This is a genomic window from Bradyrhizobium monzae (genome assembly GCF_021458635.1).
Classification (GTDB): Bacteria; Pseudomonadota; Alphaproteobacteria; order Rhizobiales; family Xanthobacteraceae; genus Bradyrhizobium.
On record NZ_JAIRDQ010000005.1, the window covers coordinates 173,190 to 187,205 of the forward strand.

A 14,016-nucleotide genomic window follows, 5' to 3' on the forward strand; every position below is an offset into this window, starting at 1 on the left:
GCTGCTGGGATGACCGAGTCCGATTGCGGCGAGCCGCAGCTTTCGATGCGGCCTAAAGGTCGCATCGCGTGCCAGCCCTGCAACCGCGCGGGTTGAGCCGACCTGCGCACTGACATATGGCTTGGGCCATGGATCAGCGAACGAGCGGCGCTGACGCTCTCACTCAAACGAACGATGCGACGCAGGCGCTTCTCGGCGTCGTTTGCGGGCTGTTGGCCGCGCTGTTCTGGGCGCTCGGCTTTGCCGGCACGCGGCACGGCCTCAAGGTCGGTTTCACGCCAGTCGATCTCCTGGTGCATCGCTACGTCTGGTCGGGCATCGCCTTCCTGCCGCTGGTGTGGCGCGCCGGCATCTCCGACCTCTGCGGCATCGGCTGGGCGAGGGGTCTTGCGCTGATGGTGCTCGGCGGCCCCGTGATGTCATTGATCTCCTACACCGGGTTCCAGTTCGTTCCGCTCGGCCATGGCAGCGTGATCCAGCCTTCGTGTGCGACGCTCGGCGGCTTGTTGCTGGCCGCTCTGTTCCTGAAGGAGCGGATCTCCGCCTCGCGCGTTGCCGGCGCGATCGTCATCGTCGGCGGGCTCGGCGTGATCGGCGCGGAATCGATCGGCCATATCGGCGTCGACGGCGTCCAGGGCGATCTGATCTTCGTGCTGACCGGCCTGATGTTCGCAGGCTTCGGCGCGCTGCTGCGGCACTGGCGCGTCTCGGCGGTGTCGGCCGCGCTCGTCATCAACGTGCTGTCGCTGCTGCTGCTGCCGATCTACATCGCGACCGTCGGTCTCGCCCACGTTGCCGCGCTCGGCGTCACCGAGAACGCGATCCAGGCGCTGGCGCAGGGCGTGCTCGCAGGTCCTGCCGCGCTCTATCTGTTTGCCGTCTCGGTGCAGCGCCTCGGCGTTGCGCGTGCGGCCGTGTTTCCGGCCTGTGTGCCGGCGCTGACGCTGCTCACGGGATGGCTGCTGCTCGGCGAGCCGCCGACGGCGCTGCAGGCCGCCGGCCTCGTCACGGTGCTGTGCGGATTCTACCTCGCGCAAAGGCAGCGATAAAGCGCGCTGCGACGAACCGCTCTTTGCCGGCGGGCTGCAGGAGCCGCATCCGCCCGGAAACTCATGCCTTCTTAACGAACTCCGACTTGAGGTTCATGGCGCCGATGCCGTCGATCTTGCAGGCGATGTTGTGGCCGTCGGTCGCGTCCTGGAGACGGATATTGCGCACCTTGGTGCCGCCTTTGACGACCGACGATGAGCCCTTGACCTTGAGGTCCTTCATCACGATGACGCTGTCGCCGTCAGTGAGCACATTGCCATGGGCATCGCGCACACCTGCCTCCTGCGGTGCTTGTGCGGCCGCATCGCCCGCAGCGCTCCATTCATGGGCGCATTCCGGGCAGATCCAGAGGCCGCGATCCTGATAGGCGTGCTCCGACTGACAGTTGGGGCATTTGGTGGCGTCGGTCATGATGGGTCTCGATCTCGGAGCTAAGCAGGGACAGTGGCGGGGCGTCAGCGAAACAACGCGACGAAGATCACGTAGAGCCAACCCAAGATCCCGTGGATGATCGCCCATGGGATCGAGTGGTTGTTGGTGTAGGAGATCGCGACGGCGAGCGCCGAGCCGAAGCCCACACCGTATTTCGCGCCCTCGACGCGGACGCCATAATACCGATTGCCGTTCATGGTGATCCCTCCCGGAGATTGCGCTCTCGCGCAACGTTCGAGTGTACGTCGGCCTCGCCGTGCTGATCGCGCCCGGTCTGGCCGATGCGCTGGTGGACCACACCTGAGCCCGAAAGGCAATCGACCGCGCCGGGTCGCTCTTTGGGGGCGATCGCATATGGCCGCAGGGAAATCACTTTCAAATGCGACCGCTCTGCCATCCCAGGGGATCAGGACAAGCTCCGCATAAGCTGGCGTTGGGATAGAGGCAGCTACTCTGAGGGGGAGATTCGACAATGCCGATCGCGGGGCAAAAGCTGGCCTTTGTCATGGCCTCGTCCAGCCATGGAACGATGATCGTCAATCGTTTCGATTATCGCATGGTCGCCCCCGACCGCGGCTATGGCGTGGGATTTCAGATCCTCAACGCGGCCGCTTTCGATCCCGGCGAAGTCAAGATCGCGCTCGAGCTGCTGGCCTTGCGGCGCAAGCACCACGGGGACGGCGTGATCGCGATCGACTGCGGCGCCAATATCGGCGTTCACACCATCGAATGGGCTTCGGCGATGACCGGCTGGGGCTCGGTGATCGCGATCGAGGCGCAGGAGCGAATCTACTATGCGCTGGCCGGCAACATCGCGATCAACAATTGCTTCAATGCGCTCGCCGTGCATGCGGCCGTGTCGTCTGAATCCGGCACGCTGCCAATTCCAAATCCGGACTACTTCACGCCGTCGAGCTTCGGCAGCCTGGAACTGCAGCAGCGCCCGAACAACGAATTCATCGGCCAGCCCATCAATTACGCCGACAACACCGTCGTCGTCCGGAAGATGACGCTGGACGAGCTCAATCTGCCGCGGGTCGATTTCATCAAGATCGACATCGAAGGTATGGAGATGGAAGCCCTCAGCGGGGCCCGGGACACCATCAACAAGAACCACCCGATCCTGCTGATTGAAAAGATCAAGACGGACATCCCGCAACTCGAGCGATGGCTCGCCGACAACGGCTACAAGGCCTTCGCTCTCGGCATCAATATTCTCGCCATCCATCAAAGCGATCAGAGCCTAAAGGATATCAACGCGCCGCAAAGGGCGGCCTAGGCCGAACGGCTGCTACGGGCTACGCCGCTACCAAGTCGTGATCGAAATTCGCTTGCCTTGCTTTGCGTCCTTTTGCACTCTTCCCGGGCAAGGAGACCAACGCATGAAGATCAGGACAGTCGCATGTGCGCTCGGAACGGCCGTAGTGCTGTGCAGCCTCGGAATGTCAGGCGCTGAGGCCAGGGCGAGGAAGGCCGTTGTCGTTCGCGCCCCGCAAGAAAGGCTCGTCGTCACGGCGCCCGTGCTCCGGCCGACGCCGTGGGATTACAATGTTGTTCCGCGCTATCGCTATCGACCCGAAGACGACCGGGTGGATGCCTACGGCCCGCCGTTCGTGCCGTCCTATGTTCGTTATGAGGGGTGGCGCTGGCCGTATTGGTGGTAGAGCCCGGCTCTCGGAACGATCGGCTCTCGTAGGGTGGGCAAAGCAGAAGCGTGCCCACCATTCCCGGCCGTAGAACTGGCTCGTGGGCACGGCGCTCTGCGTCTTTGCCCACCCTACGGCACCTTCACTGACGCGCTATTTGCCGTTAACCTGTGTTCCGGCTCCACGCTTCCCCGGCCTTGCTAGAAATGACCCCCGTCGATACCGTACGTTGCAGATGACGAGATTTTCTAGGGAATGGACCGGCTGGAATGACCGTAATTGAGCGCGTGGCGTCGGAGGACTCTCCGGCCCCGAAAATGCCGCCCGGCGTGCTGGTCGACGGCCCGGTGGTCGACGCAAAATTTCGCGATTCCTACATCTCGTTCGCCCTGATGATTTTGGGCTCGATCGGCGCGCTGATCTGGGCCTTCTGGCAAGGCATCGGGCGGGTGGAGGTTTCGGTCTTCGCCGGCATGTTCATGCTGACCACGATGGGGATCGGCTTCATGCACCGCTACTTCGTGCATCGGAGTTATCGGGCCGGTCCGGTGATGCGGACGATCCTCGCTGCGATCGCCACGATGGCGGTGCAGGGCTCGATCCTGAAATGGGTGAGCAACCACCGGCGGCACCATCTTCACTCCGACAAGCCCGGCGACGTCCACAGCCCTTACTATGACGGCGACGGCAACCGCATTGGCTCCTTCGCCAAGGGGATGGGGCATGCGCAAGGCGGCTGGGTGTGGGATCAGGCGACCACCGATTCCGAATACTATGCCAGGGACATTCTGGCCGACCCGATCGCCATGTTCTTCACCAGGACGCGCTGGTACTGGTACGCGCTGTCGGCGATCATCATTCCCGGCGGCATCGGCTACGCCTTTGGCGGCGTGCACACGATGATCAGCTGCGTGCTGTTCTCCGGCCTGTTCCGCAGCTACCTCATGACCATGGCGACGTCACTGGTCAACTCGGTCTGCCATAGCGACGGCCGCTATGGCTATCGCCGCTATGAGCTCAACGACGGCACGACCAACGAGCTGGTGACCACGATCCTCACTTTCGGCGAAGGGCTGCACAACAACCATCACCGCTTTCCGCGCGATGCCTACCTCTCGCACGCCTGGTACGAGATCGACATCAACGGCCTGATCATTCTCGGGCTCGGGAAACTCGGCCTCGTCCACGACATCTTTTCGGCCGGCAGCCGGCAGCGAGGTGTGGGCGACGGCAAGAGTGCAATGCCGGATACGGAAGCGACGGTCTGAAGCTTGTCGGATGGGTTTCGCAAGTGCTCCACCCATCCTACGACACTACTTGTCGTCCTCCGCCGCAAGGCGCTGAAACTGCGGCTTCATCGCGTTGACCTTCGCGACATACGCCGCGACGAGGTGATCGCCGCAGCGCTCGGCCGCGATCATCTGAAACTTGCGGCGCGCATAGGCCGTGGCCGGACCCGCGCCGCAGAGATGGATGAAGGCGGCGAGATCCTGCCTCTCGCGCGCGCTCGCCTTCACGTCGCCGGCGAGGTCGAGAACCAGGGCCACTTGGCGGTCCAGATACACCGATGCCAGCTCGACAGCGTGGCTCGGGATCGCGCGCGGGTAGAGGCCCCTGAACCCGCAGCCTGACGCCGTGACCGCGTTGTCGCGGACACAGAACCGCGCGGCCTCGGTGAGGGCCGGATCGGTCATCTGGAAGAGGCCGACGGCGCTGGAGGCGGGCCGGTAGATCGCGAGGGGATTGAAGCTCCATCGCCAGCGCCAATAGGTGCGGGCCACCGGATTGCCTGAACTCTCGACCTGCGCCAGTGCGGCCAGCAATTCGGGCGTGACCGTCGCGGTGGAATAGGTGCGGAAGAGGGGGCCGTATTGGCGCCAGGTCTCGGCCGGCTCCTTGTCGAGAGTGTTGCCGGCAAAGACGAAGAGCTCGGTTGGCTTGCGGATCAATTGATAGGCGATGTTCACCAGCACGACGATCGCGAGCAACACCGCTATGCTGCCCACGATCCGAACCATCCGCGGCGCCCGCGCAAACGTCTTTCGTGCCCGCCGGATGCTGCGAAGGCGGGGGAGGAGGCGCTTGCGTTTGCTTGGCATGGGTCTTGGGGGGAGCGTGACTTCTGCGAGCTCACCAATCCGGGTCGCCGTAAGGATCCATATAGGGCGGCGGCATCCAGGGTCCTCGCGGCGGAGGCCTGGGCCGTCGGGGTGCGGCCGCTTGCACGTGCGGCCGTGCGGGCGCAGCCGTGTCGTTGCTCACCGCGCTCCGCACGACGGGTTTCGCGGATGCAGACGCCGATGGAGCCGTCAGTTGCGTTTGCAGCGCCTGGACCTGCGCGGCGAGGCGCGCATTGTCCGCCGCATCCTTCTCCTGCGCCGCCTTGAGCTGTTGAATGGCGTCGGCCTGCTCGCGCAGCGTCTGCTCGCTGCGGCTCTTCAGTTGCTCGAGCTTTCCGTTGATGCTCGCAAGCTCGCTGGTGATGGTCTTGAGCGATTGCGCGAGGTCGGACGATGACGGGTCAGGGGCTTGGGCGCCGGTTTTTGGCGCATCAGCAGTTCTTGGAGCGTCAGCTTTTGGAGCGATTTCCGTTTCCTTGCTGGGCGGCGGCGCGGGCACCGGCGTTGACTCATCGGCAGCAGCAAGTTGCACCGCCGGCGGTTGCGCCGGACTTTCGACCGCGGAGGCTCGTGGTGGCTGACTGGCGGCCGGCGGAGCCCATCGCGCCATGATCGACTTGCTGATTGACTTGGCCTCATCGCGATATTGCGAAGCGAAGGCGGCACCGAGAAGGCCGATCGCCAGCACGAGGATAACCAAAGCGCGTAGCATGGGCCGATCTCCCCGCAGGCCTTCATTGCGCACTTGGCTACCCGGCGCCGGCGCGTTGTCCTTGGGAGTCTCGTCCTCGGGAGTCTTGGCCGCCTTCGCGCCGGCACTTGCCTGCGAGACCCGCGGACGATCGTTGCCGTGTTCCATTCCGGAAACCAGCCGGTCCAGCCGCGCAAGATCTTGCTCCGCGCTCTTGATCTGGTCATAGGCCCGCGCCAACCCGCCATCGGCGCGGACCTCGTCCGCCTTGAGGGCATCAGGTTTGGCGGCATCAGGTTTGGCGGCATCAGGCTTGCCGGTATCAGGTTTGGAGTCGTCCGCTTCAGGCACCGATGCACGCTCCATCCAGTCGGGCGCTAATGGGAGGGCGGCAGTCCGATCGCAGGAATGATAGGCCTCGCCACCGTCCAACACAACGCGCGTGCGAAGGAGAAATTGTGGCGGCCTCGGTGCACTGTCTCCGGAATTTGCAGCCGGCAATCAATAGCGGCCGCCGCTGCCCTTTTGCTGCGTGATCCAGTCCGACAATGTTCTCGGTGCCGATTTCGCAGTCCGGCCCGGTGATGCCTTCAGATTGTCGCGGACGCCTTTCGTCGGACGGGCGCGCGGCGCTTCCGTTGCGTTGACGCTCTTCAAGGCAGCCGTCGATGCCTCTGCGGCTTCCTTCTCGAGGCGCAACTGTTTCAATCGCGCCATCTTGATGCGCTCTGCCTCGACTTCGGGTCGTTCGGCGAGCAGCGGCTTGGGTTGAGCAAGCTCGGCCGGGACCAGGACACCGACAATAGTTGTCTCGCCGAGCGCCTTGCAGGCTTCGAGCCGATGCAGTCCCTCGACCAGAACGAGGCGGTCTCCGTCGAGCCGAACCGAAATGGGAGCCTGTTGTCCGATGTCCAGAATGCTCTCCGCGATCTCCCCGACGGTCTCGGGCTTGATAGCCTTCTTCTGCTTCGTGGGAACGAAGATCTTCTCGATCGGGAAGCTTTCCGGTTTGGGCATAACTCGACTCCGCTTCTACCGGGCCCGTCGGAACCCATGCCGGTTGGGTTGGGAGTTTAGGAGGGAAGGGAGCGAGCGCAAAGGCAATTTCGGCGGTGGGGTATCGATGAGCATTGAAGCCGGAACCAAACTGCGATTATGGCCGCACGATTCCGGTGACAGCTCGTAGGATGGCTTGAGCCCTTGCGAAACCCATCATCGTCCTGTGGTTGCGGTTGATGGGTTTCGCTGCAGCTCTACCCATCCTACGAGCTGAAATTATCGTGTCTCACTTCAAGGGTGCAGTCCAGCGCCGCAATTCCAGCTTCGCGGGGAAGCGCCCGTGGGGCGGATCGGCCGCCTAGGCTGCGTGCTCCGTGGAGCGCGTTACGTCGCCGCGTCCTGCGAGCAGGCCAGCAACGGAGATATCTTCGTCCAACGCTTCCCAGTGCAGGCCGACGCGGCTGAGTTCGACTTGCTCGCGTTCATCTGGCGTTGCATGCAGCAGGCGCGGAAACCACGCGAGCGGGATCCCGAGTGTCCTTCCATCGGACAGTTCGACCCACATCGTGTGTTCGTCGAAGCGGACGCTAATTGCCGAAATGGTCATGCCAAGCCTTCAGAAGAAGATCGCGGTTGTCTTCCACCACGCGCAGGATATTCGAAAGTTCCCGCGGATTGAAGCCATAACTGTCGGCTATTGATATGCCCGGCTCAAGCCAGATCTTGGCATCCCGGCCGCCGCCTTTGACGTGGATATGCGGCGGCTCGGGTGGCTGGCCTTCGTTTGAGAAGAAGCTCGTAGGATGGGTAGAACGAAAGCGAAACCCATCAAAGGTTCCTCCGCGCGGAAACAGCATGGGTTTCGCAAGGGCTCAACCCATCCTACGAGCTAGCTTCTGAGAGCCGTATCCGATTTTACGACCTGAACATCAAACCCGTGCTTCTCCAACAATATTTTGGCCGCAAGCATCTGATTTTCTTGATCGCGATGTGGGCCGACGATGACCTTCTTGATGGGTAGAGGATTTTTGAGATCCTTGAATAGTCGCACGAACGGGACCATGGTGCCGCCCCATCCCTCGCGAAAGGAAATCTCCTTCCAGGGGCGCTTGTCGCGAATGCTGGCGACGAGCTTCGCCGATCGCGTTGGGAGCGCAACGATGCGGTATTCGTTCTCTTCGGCGAAGCGTGGGCTCTTCAAAAACGGTACCGCTTCGACAAAGGCCCGAATATAGGATTCGAGGTCACGGTCTCCGAGAAGCTGGCTGACTTCCGGCCGCGCAGCTAGATTTGGAGTGTTCTCCCGAAAGCCAACTTTTAATGTGGCTGCAGCCAAACCTTCGAACCGGTCGATCTTTGCGGCCTTCCGATGATCATGGTATTCGACCTGCCTGGTTATGAGGCCCTGATACGAGTGGGCGTTTGTCTCCTCCAGAATTAAGTCGTCCAGTTGGCTTTCATCAAATTCGATTGCAAAGCCTCCTTTGGCGTAGCCGCGCCACTGACTTAGCAGCCCGTGATCACACTCTGGTGCGCCCACCGCGTGCCGGCAGAACGACGTAATGTGAATCGGTGAGGTACGATCAACAGCCCTTAGGATGGCTGAAGTTGCTTTCTCCGCCTCGGTAGTCAATGCGTCGCCTCGCAAGGCGTATTGAATCTCTGGCCGAAAGGCACCGCATTCCATCAACTTAGGAACGAGCTTTCTGAAATCGGCCTCAATTTGCGGCGTCAAAAGGCGACTGAGCAGTTGGCATTCCGTCGTATCGTTCAGAAAACTAGCATGTGTGGCCCAAAGAGATTTTGTCTCAATGATGCCGATCAGGCCTGAAGGCGTGGTGTAGTGGAAAAGCGAGAAACTGTCGTCTCGTGTTCGCTGTGGCGGCTGCTCGAAATAGGCCTTGTTGCGTGGGGGCGTTTGTTGAGCCGACCGATTTGAGCCTGCTCGCTTTTTTCTATTCTTGCGCATTGTTCCCCGCAGTTTACGCAACCTGTGAGCCGAGTGAGAGTATGGCGCAACCGAATGACAGGCGCCCCGCAACAATTGGGTCAGATTGCGCCCCTGCGAAGCCGATCGCTTTCGCCGCGGCCTCTACAAGCATCGTTTCGCCCGTCAGAGCTCAAAACAAACTTAAAATAAAGAAGCAGAAGTCCATGAGTGGACTTCTGCTTCTATCTTTACATCAGGGCTTTGATGATCGCTGCGACTCCGAAGAGGCACAGCGCAACATTCACCCTGACTTCGATGATGATCTGAGGTTTTCGCATTGGAATGCCCTCGGATCACGCCGGCGCAATCCGTTTGGGTTGCGTCTCACGTCCCATCGAACGAATAAGCCGTCGTTCACAGGTGCATCGGCCCACCTCCGACGTTCTAGAACCGTCATCGGTAGCCCCGAGCCGCCCCGAGGGGCGCCGCTATATCTCTGGAAGCTCATATCTACCAGACTTTAGCGGCGGGTCGGGTCTCGGGATGCGACGTATCCATTCGAATGGCTGCTTTGCGAAGGCAGTTTCGTTTGGGGTCGCAGTTCTGTGTTCCTATCTCCTCACGTCGTATCGAACGCTCACGAACACCCCGTCGTGCTGCCGCAAGTATCGCACTTCATGCACGTGCCGTTGCGCACCAGCGTGAAGTTGCCGCACTCGCTGCACATCTCGCCTTCGTAGCCCTTGGCCTTGGCTTCCGCGCGGCGCTCGGCCTTGCTGGGCACGGCGGTCTGCGCGGCGCTGCCGGCCTTGCTCCACTGCAGGGCCTCGAGCTTCTCCGTGGGGGAGAGGTCGTGGCTGGCTTCCTGCTTCAGGGCGACGGCGCCTTCCAGGGTATCGCCCGCGCCGCGGGCGGTGGCGCCGTGGGAGGCGAGCGAGGTGACCTTGTTGCCGCCGGCGGGCGCGTTGTCGCTGCCGGAGGCAATGGCCGCGGAGCCGCCGCGCATCACCACCAGATTGTCGGTGCGGGAGCGGGTGAGGCCGCGCGAGACCAGCCTGGTCGCCTGGTGGTTCGGCTCCTCCGGCTCCTTGCCTTCTTCGACGCCCTTGCCGAGCGCGTCGAAATTCGACTCGGTCGGATCGACATGGGCGAGATCGAAGCGCGACATGTAGCTCACCGCCAGCTCGCGGAAGACGTAGTCGAGGATCGAGGTCGCGTACTTGATGCTGTCGTTGCCCTGCACGGGGCCCGCTGGTTCGAAGCGGGTGAAGGTGAAGGCGTCGACATATTCGTCCAGCGGCACGCCGTACTGGAGGCCCAGCGAGACAGCGATGGCGAAGTTGTTGATGAAGGAGCGAAGCGCGGCACCTTCCTTGTGCATGTCGATGAAGATCTCGCCGAGACGGCCGTCGTCATATTCGCCGGTCCGGAGATAGACCTTGTGGCCGCCGACGACCGCCTTCTGGGTGTAGCCCTTGCGGCGATCCGGCATCTTCTCGCGCTCGCGCATCACGATGATGCGCTCGACCAGCTTCTCGACGATCTTCTCCGAGACCTGGGTGGCACGCGCCGCCATCGGCTTCTCGTAGAGCGCCTCGACCGCATCGTCCTCGTCCTCGTCGTCGCTGATGAGCTGCGAGTTGAGCGGCTGGGAGAGCTTCGAGCCGTCGCGATAGAGCGCGTTGGCTTTCAAGGCCAGCTTCCACGACAGCATGTAGGCGGACTTGCAGTCCTCCACCGTGGCGTCGTTCGGCATGTTGATGGTCTTGGAGATCGCACCCGAGATGAAGGGCTGCGCCGCCGCCATCATGCGGATGTGGCTCTCGACCGACAGATAGCGTTTTCCAATTTTGCCGCAGGGATTGGCGCAGTCGAACACGGAGTAGTGCTCGGCCTTCAGGTGCGGCGCACCTTCGACAGTCATCGCGCCGCAGATGTGGACGTTGGCCGCCTCGATCTCGCGCTTGGTGAAGCCCACGGCCTGGAGCAGGTCGAAGCCGGGGGCTGCGATCGCCTCGGCACCGATGCCGAGCTGGTCGCGGATGAAGTCTTCGCCAAAGGTCCACTTGTTGAAGGCGAACTTGATGTCGAAGGCAGTCGGAAGCGCCTTTTCGACCTTGGCGATGGCTTCGTCGGTGAAGCCCTTGGCTTTCAGCGTCGAGGCATTGATGCCGGGGGCGTTGGACAGCGAGCCGTGGCCGACGGCGTAGGCTTCGATCTCCGCAATCTCGCTCTCGCGATAGCCGAGCGCGCGCAGCGCCGCAGGGACCGCGCGGTTGATGATCTTGAAGTAGCCGCCGCCGGCAAGCTTCTTGAACTTCACGAGCGCGAAGTCCGGCTCGATGCCGGTGGTGTCGCAATCCATGACCAGGCCGATCGTGCCGGTCGGCGCGATCACCGTGGTCTGGGCGTTGCGATAGCCGTGCTTCTCACCGAGTTCGAGCGCCGCATCCCAGGCCGCCTGCGCACGCGTGACGATGTCTCCTTGCGGGCAGGAGACGAGGTCGAGCGGCACCGGGTTGACGCTGAGCGCCTCATAGCCGTTGGACTGGCCGTGGGCGGCGCGGCGGTGGTTGCGGATGACGCGCAGCATGTGCGCGGCGTTCTTCTTGTAGCCGGGGAAGGTGCCGAGCTCGGCCGCCATCTCGGCCGAGGTCTTGTAGGTGATGCCGGTCATCACGGCGGTCAGCGCGCCGCAGAGCGCGCGGCCTTCCTTGGAGTCATAAGAGAGACCCATGGTCATCAGCAGACCGCCGATGTTGGCGTAGCCGAGGCCGAGCGTGCGGAACTCGTAGGAGAGTTCGGCGATCGCGCGCGAGGGGAACTGCGCCATCATGACGGAGATTTCGAGCACGATGGTCCAGAGCTGGCAGAGGTGCTCGTAGCCGGCGACGTCGAACTGTTTTGTCGTTGTGTCGTAGAACGTGAGCAGGTTCGCGGACGCCAGGTTACAGGCGGTGTCGTCCAGGAACATGTACTCGGAGCAGGGGTTCGACGCGCGGATGTCGCCGGACGCCTTGCAGGTGTGCCAGTCGTTCATGGTGGTGTTGAAGTGCAGGCCCGGGTCGGCCGACGCCCAGGCGGCGTAGCCGATCTTTTCCCAGAGGTCGCGCGCCTTCAGCGTCTTGGTGATCTTCTTCGTGGTGCGCCCGACGAGATTCCAGTCGCCGTCGGTTTCGACAGCGCGGAGGAAATCGTCTTTCAGCGAGACCGAGTTGTTGGAGTTCTGGCCGGACACGGTGAGGTAGGCTTCCGAATCCCAGTCGGTGTCGTAGGTGTCGAACTGGATGTCCTTGTAGCCCTGTTTTGCAAACTGGATGACGCGCTTGATGTAATTGTCAGGCACGAGGCTGCGGCGCGCGAGCTTGATCTCGCGGCGGAGGGCAGGGTTCTTCTCGGGGTCGAAGCAGTCGTCGCCGGAGCCTTCGCAGTTCACGCAGGCCTTCAGCACCAGCTTGAGGTGCTTCTGGTTGATCTTGGATCCCGTGACGAGGGCGGCGACCTTCTGCTCCTCCTTCACCTTCCAGTCGATATAGGTCTCGATATCGGGGTGATCGACGTCGACGACGACCATCTTGGCGGCGCGGCGCGTGGTGCCGCCCGACTTGATCGCGCCGGCTGCGCGGTCGCCGATCTTGAGGAAGCTCATCAGGCCGGACGAGCGGCCGCCGCCGGAGAGCTTTTCGCCTTCGCCGCGCAGGCGCGAGAAGTTGGAGCCGGTGCCGGAGCCGTATTTGAACAGGCGGGCTTCGCGGACCCAGAGGTCCATGATGCCGCCCTCGTTGACGAGGTCGTCACCGACGCCCTGGATGAAGCAGGCGTGCGGCTGCGGGTGCTCGTAGGCCGACTTGGACTTTGTCAGCTTGCCGGTGAAGGGGTCGACGTAATAGTGGCCCTGGCCGGGGCCGTCGATGCCATAGGCCCAATGCAGACCGGTGTTGAACCATTGCGGCGAGTTCGGCGCGACCATCTGCATGGCGAGCATGTAGCGGAGCTCGTCGTAGAAGGTCTGGGCGTCCTCGTCGGAGGAGAAATAATTGCCCTTCCAGCCCCAATAGGTCCAGCAGCCGGCGAGGCGGTCGAACACCTGTTTTGCGCTGAGCTCGCTGACGAAACGCTCTTTCTCGGGCAGGAGGGCGAGAGCCTCGGTGTCGGGCACCGAGCGCCACAGGAAGGAGGGGACGGACTCTTCCTCGACCCTCTTCAGGCGCGCGGCGACACCGGCTTTGCGGAAATACTTCTGGGCGAGCACGTCGGAGGCGACCTGCGACCATTCGGTCGGGACCTCGACGCCGTCCATTTTAAACACGACCGAGCCGTCGGGATTCCTGATCTCCGACGTGGTCAGCCGGAAATCGATCCCGGCGTAAGGTGACTGTCCCGAAGTGGTGTGGCGCCGCTCAATCCGCATGGTCTTGCCCCGTCCTATTCTTTGACCGGGCTGCCTCGGTTCAGGCATCCGGGTCGACATTTCATTTCGCGTTTCCACCCAGGCCCGATCGGCCCAAAGGCACCGCAGTTCAGCCGGTGGATCCGGCCCAGTTTCTCCCGACGCGATTCCTCGATGCGCGCACCGATCATCCGCCGGCATGCCCAGGCCCATCCGCCCCAAAGCGACGAGCCCGACATGCGTTCAAACGCCCCACACCGTCACACCGTCTACCAATGCCATCCGAGCCTGTTGCCGGCCCGTTCTGGCGCCCGAAAAGTCCGCGATCTGCGGGCAGACAAGCCCTCATCCCGCTGCCTTCGTCTGGCTTGGCGGAGTGCAGTTTAGCGGACCCTTTGGGGGAGTGCCGGCGGGACGCAAACTCACTCGCGCCGAACGGATCGAAAGCTAGGACTCTCCGTTGCGCCCGTCAAGAACTAGTGCGAGTTCCTGAATCAAATACTAAATATGGTGGATTGCGGGGGATAACAGGGGGCAAGCCCTCACCTGTTGTTGAGCCAAGTATCAGTGAGTCCTCAGGGATTCCCAACCGAAAAAATTTGCATCCCGCGACGATATGGACCCTTCGCCCCGCTGTTCACAGGGCAGGTATATTTTTGAGGTCCGGGCTTGCGTGGGCGGGACTCACGTAGGGCTACGGACGGTGAGGGCAGGCATGTCCGCCGGGGTGGTGGTGCGGGGCCTAAATCCGCGCCAAT

The 14,016-nt window shown here is 62.5% G+C and carries 13 protein-coding genes; 4 read left to right on the forward strand and 9 right to left on the reverse strand.

From position 1 onward, the window contains the following. Positions 1-128: 128 nt before the first annotated feature. Positions 129-1,049: a DMT family transporter gene (locus K3F49_RS20140; protein ID WP_234682689.1), complete on the forward strand. Its 921-nt coding sequence runs from the start codon at positions 129-131 to the stop codon at positions 1,047-1,049. A 61-nt stretch (positions 1,050-1,110) separates the two neighbouring features. Here K3F49_RS20140 and K3F49_RS20145 read toward each other — a convergent pair whose 3' ends face one another. Beyond that, on the reverse strand, positions 1,111-1,461 hold the full coding sequence (locus tag K3F49_RS20145) for a zinc ribbon domain-containing protein YjdM (RefSeq protein ID WP_234682690.1): 351 nt from the start codon (positions 1,459-1,461) through the stop codon (positions 1,111-1,113). Positions 1,462-1,505: 44 nt separating this feature from the next. Continuing rightward, positions 1,506-1,679, reverse strand: coding sequence for a hypothetical protein (locus tag K3F49_RS20150; protein ID WP_234682691.1), 174 nt, complete (start codon positions 1,677-1,679; stop codon positions 1,506-1,508). Positions 1,680-1,954: 275 nt separating this feature from the next. On the opposite strand from K3F49_RS20150, the gene K3F49_RS20155 reads away from it, so the two are divergent. From K3F49_RS20155 to K3F49_RS20165, 3 genes are all read left to right on the forward strand, one after another. After that, a complete protein-coding gene (locus tag K3F49_RS20155; protein WP_234682692.1) occupies positions 1,955-2,761 on the forward strand; it encodes an FkbM family methyltransferase in 807 nt (268 codons plus the stop codon). A gap of 103 nt (positions 2,762-2,864) precedes the next feature. Next, positions 2,865-3,146, forward strand: coding sequence for a hypothetical protein (locus K3F49_RS20160; RefSeq protein WP_234682693.1), 282 nt, complete (start codon positions 2,865-2,867; stop codon positions 3,144-3,146). Between the two features lie 251 nt (positions 3,147-3,397). After that, positions 3,398-4,396, forward strand: a complete 999-nt coding sequence (locus tag K3F49_RS20165; RefSeq protein WP_234682694.1) for an acyl-CoA desaturase — start codon at positions 3,398-3,400, stop codon at positions 4,394-4,396. Positions 4,397-4,441: 45 nt separating this feature from the next. On the opposite strand, the gene K3F49_RS20170 is transcribed toward K3F49_RS20165, so the two are convergent. The 7 genes from K3F49_RS20170 to K3F49_RS20200 form a co-directional block, all read right to left on the reverse strand. Then, a complete protein-coding gene (locus K3F49_RS20170; RefSeq protein ID WP_234682695.1) occupies positions 4,442-5,227 on the reverse strand; it encodes a transglycosylase SLT domain-containing protein in 786 nt (261 codons plus the stop codon). 31 nt (positions 5,228-5,258) lie between these two features. Continuing rightward, a complete protein-coding gene (locus K3F49_RS20175) occupies positions 5,259-6,305 on the reverse strand; it encodes a hypothetical protein (protein WP_234683009.1) in 1,047 nt (348 codons plus the stop codon). A 135-nt stretch (positions 6,306-6,440) separates the two neighbouring features. Next, positions 6,441-6,956, reverse strand: a complete 516-nt coding sequence (locus tag K3F49_RS20180) for a ParB N-terminal domain-containing protein (protein WP_234682696.1) — start codon at positions 6,954-6,956, stop codon at positions 6,441-6,443. 340 nt (positions 6,957-7,296) lie between these two features. Further along, positions 7,297-7,545 (reverse strand): DUF2442 domain-containing protein, encoded by a 249-nt coding sequence (locus K3F49_RS20185; protein WP_234682697.1) that lies wholly within the window; start codon positions 7,543-7,545, stop codon positions 7,297-7,299. After that, entirely contained in the window at positions 7,526-7,795 is a 270-nt protein-coding gene (locus K3F49_RS20190; protein ID WP_234682698.1) for a DUF4160 domain-containing protein, read from the reverse strand. Before K3F49_RS20190 ends, K3F49_RS20185 begins: the two co-directional genes overlap by 20 nt. A 32-nt stretch (positions 7,796-7,827) precedes the next feature. Beyond that, a complete protein-coding gene (locus K3F49_RS20195) occupies positions 7,828-8,907 on the reverse strand; it encodes a DUF2971 domain-containing protein (protein ID WP_234682699.1) in 1,080 nt (359 codons plus the stop codon). Positions 8,908-9,505: 598 nt separating this feature from the next. Next, a complete protein-coding gene (locus tag K3F49_RS20200; RefSeq protein ID WP_234682700.1) occupies positions 9,506-13,279 on the reverse strand; it encodes a vitamin B12-dependent ribonucleotide reductase in 3,774 nt (1,257 codons plus the stop codon). Positions 13,280-14,016: the final 737 nt, after the last annotated feature.

Bases quoted from the DNA above. Each gene is read 5' to 3' on its own strand.
- K3F49_RS20140 (WP_234682689.1), top strand. From the start codon at position 129: ATGGATCAGCGAACGAGCGGCGCTGACGCTCTCACTCAAACGAACGAT.
- K3F49_RS20145 (WP_234682690.1), bottom strand. From the start codon at position 1,461: ATGACCGACGCCACCAAATGCCCCAACTGTCAGTCGGAGCACGCCTAT.
- K3F49_RS20150 (WP_234682691.1), bottom strand. From the start codon at position 1,679: ATGAACGGCAATCGGTATTATGGCGTCCGCGTCGAGGGCGCGAAATAC.
- K3F49_RS20155 (WP_234682692.1), top strand. From the start codon at position 1,955: ATGCCGATCGCGGGGCAAAAGCTGGCCTTTGTCATGGCCTCGTCCAGC.
- K3F49_RS20160 (WP_234682693.1), top strand. From the start codon at position 2,865: ATGAAGATCAGGACAGTCGCATGTGCGCTCGGAACGGCCGTAGTGCTG.
- K3F49_RS20165 (WP_234682694.1), top strand. From the start codon at position 3,398: ATGACCGTAATTGAGCGCGTGGCGTCGGAGGACTCTCCGGCCCCGAAA.
- K3F49_RS20170 (WP_234682695.1), bottom strand. From the start codon at position 5,227: ATGCCAAGCAAACGCAAGCGCCTCCTCCCCCGCCTTCGCAGCATCCGG.
- K3F49_RS20175 (WP_234683009.1), bottom strand. From the start codon at position 6,305: ATGGAGCGTGCATCGGTGCCTGAAGCGGACGACTCCAAACCTGATACC.
- K3F49_RS20180 (WP_234682696.1), bottom strand. From the start codon at position 6,956: ATGCCCAAACCGGAAAGCTTCCCGATCGAGAAGATCTTCGTTCCCACG.
- K3F49_RS20185 (WP_234682697.1), bottom strand. From the start codon at position 7,545: ATGACCATTTCGGCAATTAGCGTCCGCTTCGACGAACACACGATGTGG.
- K3F49_RS20190 (WP_234682698.1), bottom strand. From the start codon at position 7,795: ATGCTGTTTCCGCGCGGAGGAACCTTTGATGGGTTTCGCTTTCGTTCT.
- K3F49_RS20195 (WP_234682699.1), bottom strand. From the start codon at position 8,907: ATGCGCAAGAATAGAAAAAAGCGAGCAGGCTCAAATCGGTCGGCTCAA.
- K3F49_RS20200 (WP_234682700.1), bottom strand. From the start codon at position 13,279: ATGCGGATTGAGCGGCGCCACACCACTTCGGGACAGTCACCTTACGCC.